The sequence below is a fragment of the Streptomyces sp. NBC_01431 genome (genome assembly GCF_036231355.1).
In the GTDB taxonomy this organism is placed as follows: Bacteria; Actinomycetota; Actinomycetes; order Streptomycetales; family Streptomycetaceae; genus Streptomyces.
In genome coordinates, this window is record NZ_CP109497.1 from 156,297 (window position 1) to 177,617 (window position 21,321).

Genomic DNA, 21,321 nt, shown 5'->3' on the forward strand with positions numbered 1-21,321 from the left:
GACGTGGTGCGAGAGTTCACCCTCAACGCACCGCTCGAATGTCCGCCCGCACCTGGACCGGCAGCTGTGAGCCACATTCGTGATATCCGAAGGACGCATTGCCGGAAGCGGTGGACGGGATCACCTTGTTGTAGATCGACCCGAGGCAGAGCTCCTGGAAGTCCCCGGTGTCCGGCGACAGACGGGCGGCCAGCTGCGCTTTCGCGATGTCGACGGTCTTGAGCGCACCGTCGTCGTCCTCGACCTCCACGCATGCGTGCGGCAGGTCGAGGGCACCGCCGAGCACGCCGCAGAACCAGCCCCGCTTCGCCTCGGCCCGGTATCCGGCCGCGCGGAACCGCTCGGCCAGGAGCAGGCTCGCGGCGATGCAGCTGGTGGCGCCCAGGGCGTGCACCAGCTCGTAGTCGGCCTGCATGGCGACGGGGATCATCTGCCAGCGGTAGCCGGAGTCCAGGTAGTCACGGGTCAGTTGGCGCAACTGCGAGGAGACGAGGGGGGTTCGCGCGCCGACGGTGGTGACCGTCGCCGCGTACGCAGTCGAGCCCGCGCTCGCCCGGGGGACCTCTTCGACGACGACGTTGCCTCCGAAGCGGGCGGCGTCCGGCGCGGCGAAGCGCCAGGGCGCCTCCCCGCCGCATTCGACGCAGTCCAGCTGGACCCGGAAGTCCCATTTCTTGTCGCGCAGCAGATCGTCAACCGGACGGCCGGCGAACCGGAACAGCATGCGGAACGCCAGCTCCGGCTGCGTGTTGGTTCGGCCCGAATACATGCCGAGGTTGTACAGATCGCTCACGTCGAAGTAACGCACCCCCGACCGCGACTCGAACGGCAGGCCCGCATCAATGAGCCTGTCGATGTCCGCAGGATCGCATCTCAGCATTTCCTGGGCCGTGGATTCGGACTGGGTCTTGTCGGAATACTCGGCGGGTATGAACTCGATAGAATTCGCCACCGTTTCCCAGGATGCATTCGGGGTGACAGCTTGACGCAGCACAGCCTATCCCTCCAGGCAAAACGATTTCGCCGGCAACTCGGCGCCCACCACTGCCACAACGCCAGGGCAACGCAACTAACTCGACATTAGCCGCCGGGGGTTGCCTGATGGAATGGTGTTTCCGCATGCGCGCCCGTGCGTTTCGCATACTCGGACTTGAGAAACCGCACCCGGTACGCGCGCTACCGCGACAGCCCCTTGGAGACGCCGGGATAAGGTGCTATACATCTCCCAATTTATCTGCCCGCTTGAGGGCTTACGGCGGCGACCGCTGAAGTGGCCCGCCTGCGGCGTCCGGGCAAACGGGAGGTTCTGTGCGAGTTCCGATGGCTGTCGGGGACTTCTTGGAGCGTGCGGAGCTGGGCTTCGCGGGCAGTGCGGGGGTGGTGGACGAGCCGCTTCAGCCGGCGCCGCCGGTGCCCGCGTCGACGTACGGACGGCTGGGCGAGCGGGTACGGGCCTGGCAGGCGGGACTTGATGCGCTGGGCGTCGGTGTGGGCGAGCGGGTCGCGGTGGTCAGCCACAACTCGGCCCGCCTGCTTGAGCTGCTGTTCGCGGTGCCGATGAGCGGGCGGATCTGTGTGCCGGTGAACTTCCGCCTGAGGCCGGCCGAGGTCGACTACATCGTCCGGCAGAGCAACGCGTCGGTGCTGCTCGTGGATCCCGAGCTGGATGAGGCGCTGTCGTCGGTCACGGCCCGCCACCGGTTCGTGCTGGGCGAGCGGACGGAGTCGGAGCTGATGCGGTTCGGCGTGGAGCCGCGCCCGTGGGCCGACCCGGACGAGGACGCCACCGCGACCATCAACTACACGTCGGGGACGACGGCCCGGCCCAAGGGCGTACAGCTGACGCACCGCAACATATGGATGAGCGGACTGACGTTGGCCCTGCACACGCGGGTGTGGGAGCGGGATGTGTATCTGCACACGCTGCCGATGTTCCACTGCAACGGCTGGGGCATGCCGTACGTGATGGCCGGCCTGGGCGTGAAGCAGGTGATCCTGCGCAAGGTGGACGGGGCGGAGATCCTGCGTCGGGTGGCCGAGCACGGCGTCACGCTGATGTGCGGTGCGCCGGCGGTGTGGAACGCGGTGCTTGAGGCGGCCGCGTCCTGGGAGGGGGAGATACCCGGCCGGGGCCGGGTGCGGATCGTGTGCGCGGGAGCGCCACCCCCGAGCAGGACGATCCAGCGCGTACAGGAGGAACTGGGCTGGGAGTTCATGCAGATCTACGGTCTGACGGAGACGTCTCCGCTGCTGACGATCAACCGCTCCCGCCCGGCCGACGACGGCCTTCCGGCGCTGGAGCGCGCCCGCAAACTGTCCCGCGCGGGGCTGCCGGCGCTGGGGGTGAAGCTGCGGCTGGCCGAGTCCGGGGAGGTGCTGGCCCGCTCGAACGTGGTGCTCGCCGGCTACTGGGACAAGCCGCAGGAGACGGCTGCGGCGCTGGAGGGCGGCTGGTTCCGCACCGGCGACGGCGGCACGATCGACCCGGAGGACGGCCACCTGACCATCTCGGACCGTAAGAAGGACGTGATCGTCACCGGCGGGGAGAACGTCTCGTCGATCGAGGTGGAGGACACCATCTTCAGTCACCCCGCCGTCCGCGAGGTCGCCGTGATCGGCGTACCGCACGAGAAGTGGGGCGAGACGATCAAGGCACTCGTGGTGCTCGCGGCGGGGGCCGCGGCCGACGAGGCGGAGATCATCGCGCACTGCAAGCAGCGGATGGCCGGCTACAAGGCGCCCACCTCGGTCGAGTTCCGCGAGAGCATCCCGCGCACGGCCACCGGCAAGACCCAGAAGTACGTGCTGCGCCGGCCGTACTGGGCCGACCGGGACCGGGAGGTCAACTGACCGGTCCCGTCCGCCCGCGACTCACCCCCGCCCGGAGCGGGCGGGGGTTCGCATGCGCGCCAGGGCGTCAGATGTGTTCGACGGTACGTGCGTAGTCGGCCAGATCGACGCCGGCGCCGTTGGCGATGGGGATCGCCGCGAGGAACTGGTCGGGCAGGTCGAAGCCCTCGACGAGGGTCGCCATGTGCGGTGCGAGGTCGTCGAGGAGCGAGTCGCTCACCAGCGGCAGCTCGCGGACGTGGTCGGCGTTGATGTGTTCCTCGGCCAGGAGGTCGCCGGTGTGGGGGCCGATCTGGTCGAGCAGGAACAGCGTGCACAGCTGCTCAAGCAGCTGCCGGGCCCGGGGTTCACCGGCCTGCTCCACCGCTTCGATGAAGGCGTCGGCCGCGCGCAGGGCGGCGTGGACGGAGACCATCTGCAGCGCCGCCGTGGAAGCCTTGTTCCAACGGGCGACCGAACCCCCGGAGCGCTCGCCGCGCAGGGCGGTCCGGGCGCGCGCCTGCCAGATAGCTTCGGCACGGGCGAGCAGCGTGCGCAGGAAGTGGAGGTCGGTCAGCTTGCCGGGCCGGGCCGACGGGGTGGGCGCCACTGAGGCGGTCTGGTGGCCGAGCAGGAGTTCCGCGGCTGCCTTGGCCCAGATGACGATGTTGTCGCCTTCGGCAGTGACCGTGCCCTCGATGTACGGCGCGTAGTCGGACAGGCCGTTGACGGCGAACAGGCCCTGGGCGCCGCAGCGTTCACGGCACTCGGCGGCGATGGCGCGGGCCTGCCAGGTGATCCAGCCCTTGGCGACCGCCACCTGGCGTTCCGCTTCGTCACGGTTCTCGGTGGTGTGGTGGGCCCACTCGAAGAGCACCGATCGGTGCAGGAAGGTCATGGCGTAGGCCGTGGCCATCGAGTTCAACAGGCGGCTGTGGTGGGTGCGGTGGGCGTTGATGGGGATGCGCTGTCCCACCTTCGGTCCGGCGACGCGACGGTGCTGGCCGTAGCGCACCGCGATGTTCAGGGCGGCCCGTGAGGCACCGATGGCCGCACCGCTCATGCAGAGCTTGCCGACGGTGACCCGGCCTATGGAGTGCAGGAACCGTTTGCGTCGGTTGCCGAAGGTGCTGGTCAGGGTGGCGTCGTCGGCGAGCCGGCCGTGGTCTGCTTCGAGCAGCGCCTCGCGCGGCAGCCGGACCTGGTGGAAGGCGGTGAGGCAGTGGTCGACGGGTGCGCCGGACCGGTAGGGCAGCCGCCGCACCTGGACTCCCGGCAGCAGGCCGCGTTCGTCGCTCAGAGGCGTCAGGAACAGGAACACGCCCTGGTCCTGGCCGTCGACCAGGAGACGGGCGGCGACCATCGCGGTCTTGGGACCGCCCGTGGTGCTGGTGTTGGGCATGAACTTCTGGGCGCCGGGATGCGGTGTGTTGAGGATGAACTCGCCGGTCTCACGGTCGAATTCGGCGGTTGTCTCCAGGCTGGAGCTGTCGTTGCCGTGGTCGACTTCCGTGCACAGGAACGTTCCGATGCGGCGCATGGACGTGAAATCGGAGAGGTCGCGGCGCGCGTCGGGGTCGTGGTCCAGGAGGCTGCCCAGGAACAGGTTGTAGTGGATGCTCGCCACCGTGCACAGGCCCCCGCCGCCGTCCACGATCGCGGCCCACTCGTGCAGGTTCGCCAGCAGGTTCGGGTCCCTGGCGAGGCTCTCGGCGTCTTCGATGGTGTCGTTCATCAGTCGTAACCACGTGTAGGACTGCGCCACCTGTTCGGCGGGCGAGCGGCCGGGCCGGTGGCGGAACGTCTGATTGCTGATCAGCCGGCGCCACCTGCCGTGGTTTCGTTCCCGGTCACTGCCGGACCCGAAGAGCAATCGTGTGAGCTCCTGAGCTGATGGTTCGTCTATTTCGTCTGGTTCAGCGGCAGTTGGGGCCGCGGCGGCGCGCAGGGCGTCCGGCCGGGGACCATGCGTGGGAGGACTTTCGGAATTGGTTGTAGCGGGCCCGCCATGCTGGGTTGTCAGCAGGGTCATTCGTCTCCCCCGTTTATTGCAGATCCGTAGGTTGGGATGTGCAGCGACCAGAAGATACGGGGCGACCGGTTTGCTTCTCAAGTAAAAAAACAGTAACGCGTTGGCAAGCGGTTGCTCGCTCTCCAGTCGGAACCATCCCCGACGAGCAGCTGGACGTGCGAAGCTCCAGGCGGACGTGATCCTGGCCGAAAGCCTTGTCCACCGGGGCTCCACCTCTTCTTTCCCGACCCGACAACCAAGCCAACTGGCAGGCTCACAAGCCAGGTTGGGAACGACTCAGTACGACGAGCCGCAGCCGCAGCCTACCGCGCGGGCTGGCTTCTTTTCGGTGCAGGTTGCCGTCGGAGTGTGCGTCAATTGAGTGCACCACGGGGCCGACGACAGGTACGGCGGTGGATCGCCAACGGAGCGGGAGGATCCTGTGGCGGATACGAACCCGTTGGTTTACTTTTTGTTTTCAGAGTGCTGGTAGGTCAACGGAGGTGTGCTGTGGCGCTGCAGGAACGGGCCATCCGAACGAGGCGCGCCATCCTCGTCGCGGCCGCCGTGGTCTTCGCCGAAGTGGGGTACGAGGCAGCGACCATCTCGGAGATCCTCCACCGGGCCGACGCGACCAAGGGATCCCTGTACTTCCACTTCGCCTCGAAGTTCGAGCTGGCCCAGGCGGTCCTGGCCGGACAGCTCGCCGCGATTCCGACTCCGCCCCCGCAGGAACTGATGCTCCAGCAGGGGGTGGACGAGGCCTTCCTGCTGGCCCATCTGCTCTTCATCGGGGACCCGGTGGTGCGGGGCAGCATCCGGCTGACGGTCGATCAGGGATCCCCGAACGACGCGCTGGACCGGCGGGTGCCGATGAACGCGTGGATCGAGCACAACACCGCGATGCTCTGCGGGGCCAAGGAGCGCGGCGAACTGCTGCCACACGTCGACGTGGCGGCCGCGGCCCGGATGTTCGTCGGCACGTTCACCGGTGTCCAGGTTCTGTCCAAGGTCATGACCAATCATGGTGACCTTCCCGAACGAGTCTCGGACCTACAGCGCCACTTGATGGCGGGCATCGCCGTCCCGGCGGTGCTCGTGCAACTCGACATGGCCCCCGATCGGGGGGCCCGGGTGTACGAGGCGGCACTGAGGCTGCGCGACGAGGGCGGTGCGGCCGAGCAGGCCCCGGCCGCCGAAGCGGCTCGCGCGGCCAGGTGACGGCCGGTCGCACGAGCGGTGCGGCGGGGCAGGTCGGCCCGACGAGGTGAAGGAACAGTCGTTGTGGGCGGGGTCGAACACCCTCAGGGAGGGCCGAAAGACTCCGCTCCTGGCAAGGCGCAACACAACGTGTGCAGAAACGACCAGGGAGAGACGACGATGAAGACGACTGGCTGCCCTTACGCCCTGGATGTGACGGGGCGCGACCTGGCCGCGGAGGGGGCGATGCTGCGGGCGCAGGGCCCCGCCGTCCCGGTGGAACTGCCGGGGAACGTCATCGCTTGGGCCGTGGTCGGACAGCGGCACGTCGAGCAGTTGCTGACCGACTCCCGGGTGTCCAAGGACGCCCGGCAGCACTGGCCGGCGTTCATCGAGGGGAAGATCACCGAGGACTGGCCCCTGTACCCGTGGGTGGCGAACGAGAACATGCTGTTCGCCTACGGGGACAGCCACGCCCGGCTGCGCCGGCTGGTCGCCGGGGCGTTCACCGTGCGCCGCACCGAGCTGCTGCGCCCGCGGGTCGCGGAGATCACCGCGGAGCTCGTCGAGCGGCTCGCCGCCGTTCCGGCGGGAACCGCCGTCGACCTGCGGAGCGCGTTCGCCGAACTGCTGCCCATGCGGGTCATCTGCGAACTGTTCGGCGTCCCGCAGGGCGAAGCCACGGACACCCTGTGCGCCGCGCTGCACACGATCTTCAGCACCACCATCTCCGGCCAGGAGATAGAGGCGGCCCGACTGCAGGCGTACCTGCTCCTTTCGGACCTGGTGAAAGCCAAACGGGCCGAGCCCGGGGACGACTTGACCACCTCGCTGATCGAGGCGCACGACCAGGGAGACCGCCTGAGCGAGGAGGAACTGCTCGGCACGCTCTTCCTCATGATCGCGGGCGGGCAGGACACGACCGCCGCGCTGATCACCAACGCGATGGGCGCGCTGCTGAGCCACCCCGAGCAGCTGGAGCACGTGCTGGCGGGCCGGGCGACCTGGCAGGACGTGTCCGACGAGGCCATGCGGGTGCACACCCCCGGCGCGTACTCACCGATGCGGTTCGCCGTGGAGGACATCGAACTGGACGGCGTGCTGATCCCCAAGGGCGACCCCATTCTGGTCTCGTTCGCTGCGGCGGGCCTGGATCCCGAGCGCTACGGCCCGGACGCCGACCGCTTCGACGTCCTGCGCAAGGACCGCGACATCCTCGGCTTCGGGCACGGTACGCACCGCTGCATGGGCGCACCGCTGGCCGAGGCGGAGGCGACCACCGCCTTCGCCGCGCTGTTCGAGCGCTTCCCCGACATGCGGCTGGCCTGTGCCCCGGACGAGCTGGAGCCCATGAAGAGCTTCCTGATGAACTCCTACCGGGAGCTGCCGGTGATCCTCTCCCCGGCGGCCTGAGGCCGGCACTCCCCGACCGGCGGTGGCTCCGCCCCGGCCGACACCGTGACCGTCTCCGCCTCACCCCGCCGCCCGCGGGCCCGCTCGGCAGCAGGTCCGCGGGCCCGTCGGCCGGGGACCTGGGGGGCTCAGGCGGCCACGGCGTCCCAGGCCTTCTGCGGGGCGGGGTGGTGGGGCCGGCGCGGGGCCCGCTCGGCGAGCTTGGTCATCCAGGCGCCGATCTCCTGGAGCTCCTTGCGGCCCACGGCGGCTCGTACGTGCGGGAACCACATGTGGTCCTCGGTGTCCATGTGGCGTTCGACGATGTCCATCAGGAGGCGAGCCTTGGCGTCGAAGGCGATGCTGCCGGGGCGCATGTCCTGGAGCTCGGCGGCCAGCACCTCGGCGATGTGGTGTTCCTCGCGGAGGTCCACGATGGTCAGCTCGGTCTCCGGGGCGAGGGCGGAGACGCGCGGGTACATGCCCTCCCGCTCGATGTACGCGTACACGGTCAGTGCGCGCAGGAACCGCTCCACCTCCCCGGGATCGCGATCGGCCCGGTAGGACCGGATCAGCCGCCTGAGCTCCTTGTGGCCTTCCCTCAGCATCACGATCGCGTCGGTCGTCGACATGGGCAGCTCCCTGAAGCGCAGGACTCACTTCCGTGACAGGCCAATACCCGGCAAACCGGACGGTCATGCGCCGGGGACCCGGCCCTGCCCGTCCGTCGTCGTACGGATACGAGCCGTCACGAGCGCAGCCGGTCGGGGGTGAGCGGAAGCTCCCGGAGACGGATGCCGGTGGCGTGATGGACGGCGTTGCCGATGGCGGCGGCCGTTCCGACGATGCCGATCTCGCCGATGCCCTTGCTGCCCATCGGGTTGACGTGCGGGTCGTCCTCCTCGATCCAGTGCGCCTCGATGGCGGGCACGTCCGCGTGGCAGGGCACGTGGTAGCCCGCGAGGTCGCTGCCGGTGAACGCACCGAAGGCGGGGTCCATGGGGCCCGCCTCGGTGAGCGCCATGCCCAGGCCCATGGTCATGCCGCCGATGAACTGGGAGCGTGCGGTGCGCGCGTTGAGGATGCGGCCCGCCGCGTACACGCCGAGCAGTCGGCGCACCCGGATCTCGCCGGTGTCGGCGTCGACGGCGGCCTCGGCGAAGTGGGCGCCGAAGGCGTGCCGCGCATACCGCGAGTCCCGGTCCGCGGTGCCTTCGGTGTCGGCGGTGGCCGTGAGCCCCTCCGGCGGCAGCGGGCCCGTCCGCCCGGCCAGCTGCCGGGCCAGCTCCCGGCACGCCTCGTGCACGGCCCAGCCCCACGACGAGGTGCCGGCCGACCCGCCGGCGAGCGGCGCCCGGGGCAGGCCAGTGGCTCCGATCTCCGTACGCACCGACTCGACGCCCACTCCGAGCGCCTCGGCCGCGATCTGGGCGAGGACGGTACGGGCGCCCGTACCGATGTCGGTGGCGTTGATGCGTACGACGTGGAGGCCGTCGGGATGGGCGGTGGCCGTGGCACGGCTCGGCGAGACGAGGACGGGGTAGGTGGCGGCCGCGACCCCGGTGCCGGACAGCCAGCGCCCGGAACGCCGGATGCCCGGCCGCGGGTCGCGGCCGTCCCAGCCGAAGCGCGCGGCGCCCTCGCGCAGGCACTCCAGGAGGTGGCGGCTGCTGAACGGGCGCCCGCTGTCCGGCTCGACGGAGGGCTCGATGCGCGCCCGCAGGGCGATGGGGTCCATGCCGAGGGCGCAGGCGAGTTCGTCGACGGCGGATTCGAGGGCGTACATGCCGGGCGTCTCTCCCGGCGCGCGCATCCAGGACGGGGTGGGCACATCCAGGGCGACGACCCGGTGGGCCGTGCGGCTGCTCTCGCTGGCGTACATGACGCGGGCGGGCACCGCCGCCTGCTCCACGAACTCCTTGACGCGCGAGGTGTGCGTGGTGACCTCGTGGTCGACGCAGACGAGGCTGCCGTCGGTCATCGCCCCGAGCCGGATGCGGTGGCGGGTGGGGGCGCGGTGGCCGACGAGTTCCGTCAACTGCCGCCTGGTCAGGGCGAGTTTGACCGGTCGGCCGGTGTGCTGGGCGGCCATCGCGGCGAGGACGACGTGCGGGCGGGGCGTGCCTTTGGAGCCGAAGCCGCCGCCGACGTGCTCGGCGACGACGCGTACGCGTTCCTCGGGCAGCCCGAACAGCGCGGCCAGCGCGTCGCGCACGGCGTCGGAGCCCTGGCAGGAGTCGAACACCGTGAGGTGGCCGTCCTGCCAGATCGCGGTCGCCGCGTGCGGTTCCATGGGGTGGTTGTGCAGGGGCGGCACCTCGTACGACACGTCGACGCGCACCGGGGCCGCGGCGAAGCGGCCTTCCGCGTCGCCCTGCTGACGGTCCGCCGGGTGGCCGCCGTTGGCCTCGCGGGGGCGGTAGGCCGCCGGGTCCCCCGCGGTGAAGGTGACCTCGTGCGGCTCGCTCTCGTAGCCGACCGTTACGGCCTCGGCGGCGGCGCGCGCGGCCTCCAGGGTCTCGGCGACGGCGAGCGCGACGGGCCAGCCGTGGTGCGGCACCCGGAAGTCCTGGAGCACCGCGAGCGTCGGGTCGTCCTGGTCGCCGAGGCGGGGGGCCGCATCCGGGGTGAGGACGGCGAGCACTCGGGGCAGGGCGAGAGCCGCCGTGGTGTCCAGCGACACGACCCGGCCCCGGGCGATGGTGGCGGGCACCACCCAGGCGTGGGCGGCGCCCGGAGGCGCGTAGTCGACCGCGTACCGGGCGGTGCCGGTCACCTTCGCCCGGCCTTCCCTGCGCTCGACGGGTGCGCCGGTGGTGGGGCCCATGACGGCGTTCCTTTCAGGACCGGGCGGTCAGTGAGCCGAGCACCTCGTGGGCGAGGTCGCGGGCGAGCGTCACCTTGTAGGCGTTGTGCCGGAGCGGCACGGCGGCGGCGAGTTCGGCCTCGACCGCCTGCGTGATGGTTGCGGTGCTGGGCGTGGTCCCGAGCAGCGCGGCCTCCGTCTGCCGGGCGCGCCACGGCCGGTGGGCGAGGCCGCCGAAGGCGACGGCGATGTGCCGGACGGTGCCGCGCTCGAGGTGGACGACGGCGGCGACGGATGCGAGCGCGAAGGCGAACGACGCCCGGTCGCGGGTCTTGCGGTAGCGGGAGGCGGCCCCGCCGGGCAGCGCCGGCAGCACCACGCCCGTGATCAGCTCGCCGGGCCGGATCAGGGTGTCCACGTCGGGCCTGTCCTTCGGCAGTCGTTGGAACTCGGTCACCGGCACGGTCCGCGGGCCCGCGGGGCCGACCAGCTCGACCACGGCGTCGAGCGCGGAGAGCGCCACGGCCAGATCGGAGGGGTGGGTGGCCACACAGTGCGGTGAGTGGCCCAGTACGGCGTGGTCGCGGTTGACGCCCTCGATGGCGGCGCACCCGCTGCCCGGCACCCGCTTGTTGCAGGGCCTGGACAGGTCCTGGAAGTAGGTGCAGCGGGTGCGCTGCAAAAGGTTGCCCGCCGTGGTCGCCACGTTTCTGAGCTGGTCCGACGCGCCGCTGAGCACGGCCTGCGACAGGACCGGGTAGCGCTCGCGGACCACCGGGTGCGCGGCGAGGTCGCTGTTGCGCACGGTCGCGCCGATCCGCAGCGTGCCGTCGCCTGGCTCCTCGATGCGGTCCAGCGGCAGCCGCGTGATGTCGATGAGCACGTCGGGGCGTTCGACGCCGAGCTTCATCAGATCGACCAGGTTGGTGCCGCCGCCGAGGTAGCGGGCCTCGGGCCGCCCCGCGTGGACGGCGGCCGCCTCCCCCACGCTCGCGACGCGCACATAGGCGACCGGCTTCATGCGATCACGTCCTGTACGGCGTTGACGATGTTCGAGTACGCCCCGCAGCGGCACAGGTTGCCGCTGAGCCGTTCCCGGATCTCCGCGGGCGTGAGCTGCACCGGGGCGTCCGTCGGCTGCTCCATGTCGGTGACGACAGAGGGCTGTCCGGCCTTGGCCTCCTCCAGCATTCCCACGGCCGAACAGAGCTGGCCGGGTGTGCAGTAGCCGCACTGGAAGGCGTCGCGGTCGAGGAAGGCGCGCTGCAACGGGTGCAGGTCGCCGTCCGGGCCCGCCGCGGCGGCGAGGCCCTCCACGGTGACGATCTCGTAGCCCTCCTGCGCGACGGCCAGCATCAGACAGCTGTTGACCCGCCGGCCTTCGAGCAGCACCGTGCACGCCCCGCACTGCCCGTGGTCGCACCCCTTCTTCGAGCCGGTCAGGCCGAGGTTCTCGCGCAGCAGGTCGAGCAGGGTGGTGCGATGGTCCACCTCGACCATGTGGGAGGCGCCGTTGACCCGCACCTCCACGCGCGACTCGGTGGCGGCCAGGCGGGCCGCCTGGGCATCGGGCTCAAGGAGGTCTTCAGTCGCGCCGTCGCTTACTTCCATTTCCCGGGCTCCTCGATCTGGACGGGTCAGCCGCCTGCCGCGTACCCACCCTGGTACAGGTGGCGGCCCCCGGCATCTCGGCGGTGGCCGAGCGTGGGACGCCGGAGTGCTCCGGGGCGGGCCGTCCGCCCGGGGAGCGGCCCGCGCCCTGCCTCTCAGGGGCGGTGGGAGCTCATTCCTGCGGGTCCGGCCTGCTCGGCTGGGTCGCCTTCAGGCGCTTGACCGCGGCGGCCAGTTGCCGGCGCTCCGGGCCCGGCACCGGGTCGCCGTCGGCGGAGTCCACCACGTACTGGGCCAGTTCGTGGAGCTTGGTGTTGCTGTGCTGGGACGCCTCGACCAGGACGGTCCAGGCGTCTTCCGGGCCCAGGCCGAAGGAGGCCATCAGCAGGCCACGGGCCATGTCGATGACCGGACGGGTCCGCATGGCCCGGCGGAGCTGGACCACTTCGCTGCGCAGGTCCGGCTCGGCGTCCTCCGGCACGGCTTCCTCCTGGATGCAGAGGCGGACGGTGCCCGTGGCCGGGCCCCCGCCGGGATCGATTTCGCTGACGCCGTCCGGGGAGGCGAGCAGGGGAAGGGTGTGGGTCACGGCCAGCAGCCGGCCCACGGCGGCGCTGACCGCGCGGACGGCGAGCGTCTTGCCATCCCGCAGCGCCCGGTGGCGCACCCGCAGCAGGACGTTGAGACCGGAACAGTCGCAGAAGTCGACGTTGCTGAGGTCAAGGTCGACGCCGCTGCACGAGCGGCCCAGCGCGTCGCACAGCCCGACGTACAGCAGCTCGTCCGCGTGGATGTCGAGCTCGCCGGTGATCACGGCGAGCCGCCGGTCGCCCAGAGGACGGACCTCGATCCCCACCACCGACGGCGGCCGGTCGACGGGCGGGCGCGCCGTTGCGGTGCACGTGGCAGTGCCTCCGTCGGCCACCTGTGCAGTTGTCGACTGCTCTGACATGGCATTGGCTCCCGAAGCGTCCGCACGCGCCCATGGCTTCACTCCATCTCAGGTTCCGACGACACGCCAGACACGTCAAGAGATACCGGAAATTTATTTCGCCTATTTGTTTGCGTGAATGACGCGTCATACCCTGAGGAGATGGGTGCCGTACCTGAACCGCATGCGGGCTGGACGTTTCTGACAAACCACGCCCGTGTGCTGGCCGCGATCGCCGACGATCCCTCCGCCCGCATACGCGACATCGCCGCGCACTGCAGGCTCACCGAGCGCGCCGTCCAGAGAATCATTTCCGATCTGGAGGACGCCGGGTACCTCTCGCACACCCGGCAGGGGCGGTCCAACACCTACCGCATCGAATCGGCCACCCCGCTGCGCCATCCCGCCGAGGCTGGACTGACCGTGGCCTCCCTCCTCGCGGTCCTGGCCCAGCACGACGAGCAACGCGGGCAGCCACCGCGCCTGCAGACGACACCCGTGCAGGCGCGGGAGGCGCGGAGCGAGGGCCCGCGATGACCTTCCGGCAGCCCCGGCCCCTGAGGGCTCCTGGTCTGCCGAACTTCCCGGTCGGGGAGAAGATGGTGGGGACCAGCACGGCGGGAGGCACGAGACCGGGACAGGAGTGAGGTACCTGGCGGGCGGAAGAAGGGGCCGAGCGACATGGACGCATCCGAAGCCTTCGGGGAGCGGCTCGGCCCGCGTCTCGCCGCCTCGGAGCCCGGCGGCCTCCTGGACGTGCTGGGTGTCGCCGCCATAGTCCTCGACCACAACGGGCGGATCACCCTGTGGAGTCCGCAGGCCGAGGAACTGTTCGGCTGGAGCGCGCGCGAGGCCCTCGGCCACCCCGCCGCGAAGATCCTGGTCGCCGAGGAGCACCTCGCCCTGGTCCTCGAACTGTTCGCCCGGGTGATGAGCAGCGGCGAGCCTTGGGCGGGCGTGTTCCCGATCCGGCACAAGGACGGGCGCCAGCGGATGGTGGAGTTCCGCAACATGCGCCTCCAGGACGAGCGCGGCGGTCTGTACGCCCTGGGCATCGCCACCGACGAGCCCACGCTGCGCAGCGTGGAACGCGACCTGGCGCTGTCGGTGCGCCTGGTCTCGCAGTCCCCCATCGGGCTCGCGGTGCTCGACACCGATCTGCGGTACGTGCTGGTCAACCCGGCGCTGTCACGCATCAACGGCGTGCCCGCCGAGGAGCACATGGGCCGCACCGTCAGCGACGCCCTGCCGTTCCTGGACGCCGAGCAGATCGAAGGCTCGATGGTCCGGGTCCTGGCCACCGGCGTACCGCTGCTCGACCAGACGACCGTCGGGCGGGTACCCGGCGATCCGGACGCCGACCACGCCTGGAACGTGTCGTACTACCGGCTTGAGGACCAGGCGGGCCGGATCCTGGGTGTCGCGATCTCGGTCGTGGATGTCAGCGAGCAGTACGACGCCGCCAACGAGGCCGCCGAAGCCCGCAGACGCCTGGACCTGATCGCACGGGCATCGGTGTGCATCGGCACCACCCTCGACCTCAACCGCACCGCGCACGAACTCGCGGACCTGGTGGTGACCGACCTCGCCGACATCGCCGCTGTCGACATCCTCGACTCCATACTGGACGGCCGCAGCGCGCCCGAAGCCCCGCTCTCGGGGCCGGTGGCCATCCGCGCCCTGGCCGTCGCGACCGCGTACCCCACCGAGGCGCTCCAAGCGGCCGACCCGCCGGGCAACATCGCCAAGTACAACGCGGAACGCCTGGTCACCCGGTGTGTCACCACCGCCCGGCCGGTTCTGGTCAGCCATGTGGGGCGCGGGGACCTGGCGAACATCGCCCGCGACGAGCAGGCCGCCGCCCTCCTGGAGCGTGCGGGACTGCACTCCTACCTCGCCGTCCCGCTGATCGCGCGCGGCGAGGTCCTCGGCGCCCTCGACCTCAAGCGGGCCCGCAACCCGCAGCCCTTCACCCACGACGACGCCATCCTGGCGCTGGAACTGGCCACCCGGGCCGCGGTCTGCATCGACAACGCCCGCTGGTTCCAGCAGCAGCGCCACGCGGCGCTCGCCCTCCAGCGCCATCTGCTGCCCCGCCAGCCGCCGCAGCCCGTCGGTCTCGACGTCGCCTACCGCTACCAGCCGGCCGCGGCCATCGGCGAGGCCGGCGGCGACTGGTTCGACGCGATACCCGTCGCCGGCGACAAGACCGCCCTCGTGGTCGGTGACGTCATGGGCCACGGCATCAACGCCGCCGCGACCATGGGCCAGCTGCGCACCGCCGCCCGCACCCTCGCCGGCCTCGATCTCGACCCCGCCGATGTCCTGCGCCACCTCGACCGCATCACCTCCGAACTGGAGGAGACGACCGCCACCTGCGTGTACGCCGTCTACGACCCCCACCGGACGCGCTGCCGCATCGCGCTCGCGGGCCATCTGCCGCCCATCTGGGACCGGCTGGGCCGCCCCCCGCGGTTTCTGCGGCTTCCCACCGGGGCGCCGCTGGGCGTGGGCGGGGTGGCCTTCGAGGCGACCAACGTCGAGTGTGCGCCCGGCGACCGGCTCGTCCTGTACACCGACGGCCTCGTCGAGACCCGCGACCAGCCCATCGACGACCGGTTGCGCGCGCTGCTCGACGTGCTCACCCACCGCCGCCTGCCGCTGGAGGCGACCTGCGACCGCCTTCTGGCCGCGCTGCCCGCACCGCAGGGCCATGACGACGTCGCCCTGCTAATCGCCGAGGTCGCGCCCTCGCGGCGCCACACCTGAACGTTCGCTGGCCGCACGCGGCGAACGGGAGGACCCTGGAACGAGGGGTACGGGTTTCGCGTACGCGGAGGCGAACGTCATGTACAGCAAAGCCACCATCGCGGGCCACCCGGTCCACCCGATGCTCATCGCCTACCCGGTGGCCGGCTACACCGGCACACTGGTGGGCTTCGCCGTGTACGCGGCGAACGGGCAGCAGTTCTGGCTGAACTTCGCCATCGCCCTGAACATCGCGGGTGTCGGCGGCGCCCTCCTCGCCGCGCTGCCGGGGTCCGCCGACTTGGCGTTCGGCATCCCGCGCACCTCCGCGGCCAAGACCGTCGGGCTGGCCCACGCGGGCCTGAACATGGCCGCGTTGGCGCTGTTCGCCATCACTCTGGCCGTGTACGCGTCCCACTGGGACGGACCGGCGAGGAGCGCCACGCTCGGCCTCGCGCTCTCGGCCGCCGGGGTGGCGATCACCATCGGCGGCGGCTTCCTCGGCTGGATGCTGGTCCAGAACTACCACATGGGCGTCAGCCTCACCCCGACCCAGGAACGCGATGAACTGGCCGTCCAGAACGCCCGGTTGATCCGCCTCCACCACGACCGCGCGGCCTGACGCGAGCAGCCCTCAGCTCTCTTCCAGCACCGCCCGGATCACATGCCGCGCATTGCGCGCCATCGCCGCGTTCCGCGTCCGGTACCAGGGCAGCGCGATCAGGGCCTGGGAGAGGGTGCGGGCCCGGCCGCGTTTCCAGGCCGCCTCGTCCACGTCGACGGCCTCACGGAACACCTCGCGTGCGGCGGGCGGCAGCAGGTTCCACGCCGGGAACAGATCGCAGGCCGGGTCACCCGTACCCAGACATCCGAAGTCGATCACCGAGGTCAGTCGGCCGCCGTCGTCCACGAGCAGGTTGCCCGGCATCAGATCGGCGTGCAGCCAGACCGGCGGCCCGTCGTGGCCCGGCGCGCGCAGCGCGTCCCGCCACAGTGCCTCGACGGCGTCGCAGTCGACGCCCTCTTCCGGGATCGCGCGCAGTTCCTCGATCGCCGCCCGGGTCGAGGCGTCGAGCGAGGCGAGTGCCCCTCCGCGATGAGCCTTCGGCGCCCCCGGCAGGGTGATGCTCCGCATCGCGGTCACGAACGCGGCCAGGTCCTCGGCCAGCAGCACGGGCTCGGTCAGCGCCCCCGCTTCGGGGTTCTGCCCCGCCCGCCACCCGTACACCGACCACGGCCACGGGTACCCTTCGGCGGGCTCCCCCGCCCCCAGCACCTCGGGGACGACCGTGGGCAGCAGGGGCGCGAGGCGGGGCAGCCACCGGCACTCCGCCGCGACGTCCCCGGCACCACCCTCCACCAGCGGCAGGCGTACGACCATGGAGTCGCCGAGCCGGTACATGGCGTTGACCGTGCCGCCGGAGGCGAACCGCTCGACCGCGAGCCCGGCCCACTGCGGGAACCGCCCGGCGATCAGGCGCCGTACGAGGGCGTCGTCGATGGGGTGCGGGCCGGGGCGCATCGCGGGTCAGTTCGCCGATCGGGGGTGGAAGAGGGCGTCGTCGTAGTCGGGGAACATCCGGGGCATGTTCTGCCGGAACGCCGAGACCTCTGCGGATTCCTCGGCTCCGGGGCAGAGGGTCTGCAACCAGTACCAGTAGCCGCGTGAGGCGAGCAGCCGCTCCAGGTATTCGGCGAAGCTGAATTGGGTGTCGCAGAGCTCTTCACCGAAATAGTGGTAAGAGACGGTGTCGCCCGGCTCCCCGCCCGGCTTCTGAATGAAGGCCGCACACGCCTCGGGGACGAACATGTCGAAGGGCTTCACCGCCCTGAAGTCCTCGTTCTGCCCAGGGAAATAGGTGATCCCCTCCCAGTCCCCGAATACCTGAGTGACCGGCAGAATGTTGATGAAACCCTGGTCGGAGAGGTTCCCCTTGCGAATGTCGGCCACCGTGTGCCGCCATTCCAGGCGAAGGGAGCCCACCTCCTGGTAGAAGTCGGCCAGGCCGGCGGGGAGATGGCCCTGCGCCAGGCGGCTGGCCTCCGTCAGGTCGGCCTCGGACGCCGGATCCCCCACCACGGAGTCGATCAGATCGAGGTGGGGATTCTGGTCGATCTCTTCGATCATCCGCGTGATGCGCGATCGGATGCCGTGCATGCAGCACTCCTGTTTCGTGAGTTCGAGATAGGATTCCGCTCCGCCCTAAAGGCCGTCGTTACCGATCCACCAGGACTGTTCCTTGTTGTCCAGGGTCTTGACGTCCCGCTCGTTGCCCTGCTGGTCGTAGACGGAGTACTCCACCTCGATGGCGTGCGCCAGATGGTGGGCGTAATTCGAATCGATCTCGCTCTGTATGCCCTGCGGAGCCTTGAGGTCCTTCGCCGACGGCGAGTTGGAGTAATCCACCCGAACCTCGTACTCGACGACGTAGTTCTGGTTCACATACCCCTTGATGTCCTGTTCGACCTTCTTGGAGTGGGTGCTGTTGGCCGACTTCACCAGCGGTGTCAGGTTCTTCATGTCGTCACCCGGCCCGCCGATGTTGTGGTTCAACAGGTGCCCCTGAACCATGTAGTTGGAGAACCAGGTCTGGGTGGCCTGGGAGGCGTTGGAGGAGCCGTCGGGCCACCAGTTGGGGCGGACACTGGGCTTCGACCCTCCACCCGTCTTCCCTGGGTGGACCTCGGCGTGCATGAGCGTTCCGGCGTCGTGGGTCGGGTGGATCGGCCCGTACTGTACGTACGGCTGGCCCGTGAAGGCCCGCTGGATCGCGACGCCCGCGGCCGGTCCGGCTGCCAGTGGGAGCGCTCGCTGCACGGCCGCCTCATCGGAACGCGGCGCGCTCGTGGAGCGCATGACGCGCGTGGCGTTGGCTTCCGCCTCGCGCTCGAAACGGTCGGACGGGTCGGAGACGCTGAGCCCTGACCCGTTGTCCGTGCCGGACACCGGGCCCTGGCGCTGCTGGATCACATGCGTCAGCTCGTGGGCGAGGGTGTGCTTGTCCGCGCCGCCGTCACCTATGACGACGTGGCTGCCCGAGGTGTAGGCGCGGGCGCCCACCTCGGCCGCGGAGGCCTTGGCGGCGCTGTCGTTGTGGATGCGGACGTCGGAGAAGTCGGCCCCGAGCCGGCTCTCCATGTCCGTACGGGTCGCCGTGTCCAGGGGCCTGCCGCTGGAGCGCAGGACGTCGTGGACGGCGGACGACCGCTGCACGGCGGGCTGTTGGGTCTGCTGGTGGCCGCAGCCGGCGCCGTGCTGGTGCCGCTCCTGGGCCGCAGAGGAGTGGTCGGCCTGCCGGAGCATCTGCACGACGGCCGCGTTGCCCGCGCTCGCCTGGAGGGCGAGGAGCTGGGCGGGCACGCCGCCGGGAGCCTCGGTTCTGGCGGGTGCGCGGCCGGACCGCTTGCCGTCGGTGGTCTGAGCCTGCTCGTTGGCGTGCATCCGGGCCTTTCAGGGAAGTCGGACTGGTGCGGGGGCGGGTCCGCCCGCTGCCGTGCCTCCGCGTCGTCACGACGCCGACCCCCGGCGGGCCTACAGCCCCCGCACAAGTATTCCATCAGCATCCAACACACCCCTAACGTCCCGTCAGCCCCACGGTGGCCGAAATCCGCACAGGCGTCAGGGGTTGATCGGTGCGGCTCGGGGCGGGCGGCGGCGCGGTCGCGCACCCAGGGCTTGCCTGCTCGACGCCTTCGTCGCGTTCCCCCGTACGGCCGGACAGGGCCGGACTCGCCCTACGAATGCGCTTACGGCGAGCGGTCAAGGGGTGATCAAGCCAGAGTGGAACTCGCCGAAAGGCGATGGATCGGAGAACGACGATGCGCTACGTCAAGCCGCGTGACCCGGAGATCCCGGATCGGTGCCGACACGCGCGGGCCCGCGCTTGCTCGAACGCTGATCTGTCCCCACCCCGTACTCCTCCCGTCATCGCACCCAGAAGGACATCCCCCATGCAGAACGTCACCCTGAACAACGGCGTCGAGATGCCGATCCTCGGTTTCGGCGTCTACCAGATCCCGCCGGAGCAGACCGAGCGGGCCGTGACCGACGCCCTGGCGGCCGGATACCGTCTGCTCGACACGGCGGCCGCGTACGGGAACGAAGAGGGCGTCGGCCGCGCGATCAGGAACAGCGGCGTCCCGCGCGAGGAACTGTTCGTCACGACCAAACTGTGGATCCAGGACGCGCCCGCGCAGGAGAACACCCGGCGCGCCTTCGAGGCGTCGCTGACCAAGCTGGGCCTGGACCATCTCGACCTGTATCTGATGCACCAGCCCTACGCCGATGTGTACGGCCAGTGGCGGGCGATGGAGGAACTCCACCGCGAGGGCCGCGTCAAGGCGATCGGCGTCGCCAACTTCTACCCCGACCGGCTCGTCGACCTCATCGTCAACAACGACATCACGCCCGCGGTCAACCAGATCGAGACCCACCCGTTCTTCCAGCGCACCGCCGACCAGGAGGTCATGCGAAGGCACGGGGTCCAGATCCAGTCGTGGGGCGGGTTCGCCGAGGGCCGCAACAACCTCTTCGCCCACCCCCTCCTGAGCGAGATCGCCGACAAGCACGGCAAGTCCGTGGCCCAGGTGGTGCTCCGCTGGCTGGTCCAGCGCGACATCGTCGCGATCCCCAAGTCGGTCCACGCCGAGCGCATGGCGGAGAACATCGCCGTCTTCGACTTCGAGCTCAGCGACCACCAGATGGCATCCATCGCCACCCTGGACACCGGAGCCTCCCTGTTCTTCGACCACCGCGACCCGTCCGTCACCGAGCAGTTCGGCGCGCGGCGGCTGGAGGACTGAGGCGGGTGGGCATCGGGTGCCCTGTCAACAGCGCGCCGACTGCCACAAGAGCGGAAAGGAGCCAGGCACTCTGAGGGACCGGCCCTTGCGGGCGGGCCGCGCTCAGCGGCCGATGCTCCTGGGCGGGCGGCGGCGGGCCCAGTCGGCGAAGCCCCGGCGTGGCGGGCGGGCGATGATGTCGCCTCCGCGGGACTGGCCGGCCACCTGGACGCGCAGGGTGACGGGGGCATCCGGGTCGGAGATGGGCCGGATCTTGATGTCGCCGCTGCTGCGCACCAGTTCGTCGGTGTCGACCACGATGCCCGGCCTGGTCACCAGGATCAGGTTTCCGCCCAGGCGCAGATCGACGTCGATGTCGAGGATGTTGTGGGTGATCACGGCGTCCGTGAAGTCGAGCTTCGCGTCGCCGAACGTCATGCGGATCTCCATGCGGCGCGGAACCAGCCAGCGCCCGGCACGGGTGACGTCGCCGAAGCGCTGATCGATCCGGACCAGCTCCTTGGCCTGAGCGGGCATGCCTTCCGATGGCAGGTCGGCGGTCAGACCGGCCAGGTCGCCGAGGGTGCGGGCGGCCAGGGCTGCGTCCAGGCGCTCGTCCAGTTCGGCCACGGTGATCCGGCCGTCGCCCGCGGCGATCTGCAGGATCTCCACGACCCTGTCCCGGTCCTGGTCGGATGCCCGCAGCTCGGGCGTCGCGCCCTGCCCGGAAGAGTCGTCAGCTGGCCTGAGTTCGCCCGTCATGGTCGCATTCTTGTGGCCCGGCCGGTGCCCTGCAAGGCAGCTGATCACCTTGTGGCCAGGATCTCCGCCTGCGCCTCGACCTGCTCCACCACCAACTCCCTTACCCATACGGGCACTTGCCGCCTTCGCGAGGTCCTTCTTCCGTCCAGCTGGATCTCCGGTGCCGCAGCTGTTTCCGGATGGATGGTTGCGCGCGAGCGCCGCCCGTTGTCAGTGGTGCCTGCCAGACTCGTTGCGTACCTCGGACCA

General features: G+C 70.5%; 18 protein-coding genes. 7 read left to right on the forward strand and 11 right to left on the reverse strand.

What is annotated here, in order from left to right:
• Positions 1-22: 22 nt before the first annotated feature.
• Positions 23-952, reverse strand: a complete 930-nt coding sequence (locus OG522_RS38140; RefSeq protein WP_329468030.1) for a hypothetical protein — start codon at positions 950-952, stop codon at positions 23-25.
• A 356-nt stretch (positions 953-1,308) separates the two neighbouring features.
• On the opposite strand from OG522_RS38140, the gene OG522_RS38145 reads away from it, so the two are divergent.
• Positions 1,309-2,850, forward strand: a complete 1,542-nt coding sequence (locus OG522_RS38145; RefSeq protein WP_329468031.1) for an AMP-binding protein — start codon at positions 1,309-1,311, stop codon at positions 2,848-2,850.
• Between the two features lie 67 nt (positions 2,851-2,917).
• On the opposite strand, the gene OG522_RS38150 is transcribed toward OG522_RS38145, so the two are convergent.
• The gene (locus tag OG522_RS38150) at positions 2,918-4,564 is read right to left on the reverse strand and encodes an acyl-CoA dehydrogenase family protein (RefSeq protein WP_329468032.1); all 1,647 of its coding nucleotides are present in this window, start codon (positions 4,562-4,564) and stop codon (positions 2,918-2,920) included.
• A 786-nt stretch (positions 4,565-5,350) separates the two neighbouring features.
• Between OG522_RS38150 and OG522_RS38155 the strand changes: the two genes are divergently transcribed.
• Both OG522_RS38155 and OG522_RS38160 read left to right on the forward strand, forming a co-directional pair.
• Complete coding sequence (locus OG522_RS38155) at positions 5,351-6,061, forward strand: ScbR family autoregulator-binding transcription factor (protein WP_329468033.1); 711 nt, start codon at positions 5,351-5,353, stop codon at positions 6,059-6,061.
• A 159-nt stretch (positions 6,062-6,220) separates the two neighbouring features.
• A complete protein-coding gene (locus tag OG522_RS38160; protein ID WP_329468034.1) occupies positions 6,221-7,453 on the forward strand; it encodes a cytochrome P450 family protein in 1,233 nt (410 codons plus the stop codon).
• 128 nt (positions 7,454-7,581) lie between these two features.
• Here OG522_RS38160 and OG522_RS38165 read toward each other — a convergent pair whose 3' ends face one another.
• The 5 genes from OG522_RS38165 to OG522_RS38185 all read right to left on the reverse strand — a co-directional run bounded on the left by OG522_RS38165 (position 7,582) and on the right by OG522_RS38185 (position 12,801).
• Entirely contained in the window at positions 7,582-8,064 is a 483-nt protein-coding gene (locus tag OG522_RS38165; protein WP_329468035.1) for a hemerythrin domain-containing protein, read from the reverse strand.
• Positions 8,065-8,180: 116 nt separating this feature from the next.
• Entirely contained in the window at positions 8,181-10,259 is a 2,079-nt protein-coding gene (locus OG522_RS38170; RefSeq protein ID WP_329468036.1) for a xanthine dehydrogenase family protein molybdopterin-binding subunit, read from the reverse strand.
• 13 nt (positions 10,260-10,272) lie between these two features.
• Entirely contained in the window at positions 10,273-11,259 is a 987-nt protein-coding gene (locus OG522_RS38175) for an FAD binding domain-containing protein (RefSeq protein WP_329468037.1), read from the reverse strand.
• Positions 11,256-11,738, reverse strand: a complete 483-nt coding sequence (locus tag OG522_RS38180; protein ID WP_443074878.1) for a 2Fe-2S iron-sulfur cluster-binding protein — start codon at positions 11,736-11,738, stop codon at positions 11,256-11,258. The genes OG522_RS38175 and OG522_RS38180 overlap by 4 nt, the downstream gene beginning before the upstream one ends.
• Positions 11,739-12,021: 283 nt before the next feature.
• A complete protein-coding gene (locus OG522_RS38185; RefSeq protein WP_329468039.1) occupies positions 12,022-12,801 on the reverse strand; it encodes an ANTAR domain-containing protein in 780 nt (259 codons plus the stop codon).
• 141 nt (positions 12,802-12,942) lie between these two features.
• Between OG522_RS38185 and OG522_RS38190 the strand changes: the two genes are divergently transcribed.
• From OG522_RS38190 to OG522_RS38200, 3 genes are all read left to right on the forward strand, one after another.
• Positions 12,943-13,317: a helix-turn-helix transcriptional regulator gene (locus OG522_RS38190; protein ID WP_329468040.1), complete on the forward strand. Its 375-nt coding sequence runs from the start codon at positions 12,943-12,945 to the stop codon at positions 13,315-13,317.
• Between the two features lie 144 nt (positions 13,318-13,461).
• Positions 13,462-15,549, forward strand: coding sequence for a SpoIIE family protein phosphatase (locus OG522_RS38195; RefSeq protein ID WP_329468041.1), 2,088 nt, complete (start codon positions 13,462-13,464; stop codon positions 15,547-15,549).
• A gap of 79 nt (positions 15,550-15,628) precedes the next feature.
• On the forward strand, positions 15,629-16,150 hold the full coding sequence (locus OG522_RS38200; RefSeq protein ID WP_329468042.1) for a DUF2231 domain-containing protein: 522 nt from the start codon (positions 15,629-15,631) through the stop codon (positions 16,148-16,150).
• Between the two features lie 12 nt (positions 16,151-16,162).
• Here the strand turns inward: OG522_RS38200 and OG522_RS38205 are convergent, their stop codons facing one another.
• Genes OG522_RS38205 through OG522_RS38215 form a run of 3 tightly spaced genes read right to left on the reverse strand, consistent with a single transcriptional unit; the run spans position 16,163 to position 18,970 of the window.
• The gene (locus OG522_RS38205; protein WP_329468043.1) at positions 16,163-17,050 is read right to left on the reverse strand and encodes an aminoglycoside phosphotransferase family protein; all 888 of its coding nucleotides are present in this window, start codon (positions 17,048-17,050) and stop codon (positions 16,163-16,165) included.
• A 6-nt stretch (positions 17,051-17,056) separates the two neighbouring features.
• A complete protein-coding gene (locus OG522_RS38210; protein ID WP_329468044.1) occupies positions 17,057-17,686 on the reverse strand; it encodes a hypothetical protein in 630 nt (209 codons plus the stop codon).
• Between the two features lie 45 nt (positions 17,687-17,731).
• The gene (locus OG522_RS38215; RefSeq protein ID WP_329468045.1) at positions 17,732-18,970 is read right to left on the reverse strand and encodes an eCIS core domain-containing protein; all 1,239 of its coding nucleotides are present in this window, start codon (positions 18,968-18,970) and stop codon (positions 17,732-17,734) included.
• Between the two features lie 509 nt (positions 18,971-19,479).
• On the opposite strand from OG522_RS38215, the gene OG522_RS38220 reads away from it, so the two are divergent.
• The gene (locus OG522_RS38220; protein ID WP_329468046.1) at positions 19,480-20,331 is read left to right on the forward strand and encodes an aldo/keto reductase; all 852 of its coding nucleotides are present in this window, start codon (positions 19,480-19,482) and stop codon (positions 20,329-20,331) included.
• 102 nt (positions 20,332-20,433) lie between these two features.
• On the opposite strand, the gene OG522_RS38225 is transcribed toward OG522_RS38220, so the two are convergent.
• Entirely contained in the window at positions 20,434-21,072 is a 639-nt protein-coding gene (locus tag OG522_RS38225; RefSeq protein ID WP_329468047.1) for a DUF1707 SHOCT-like domain-containing protein, read from the reverse strand.
• Positions 21,073-21,321: the final 249 nt, after the last annotated feature.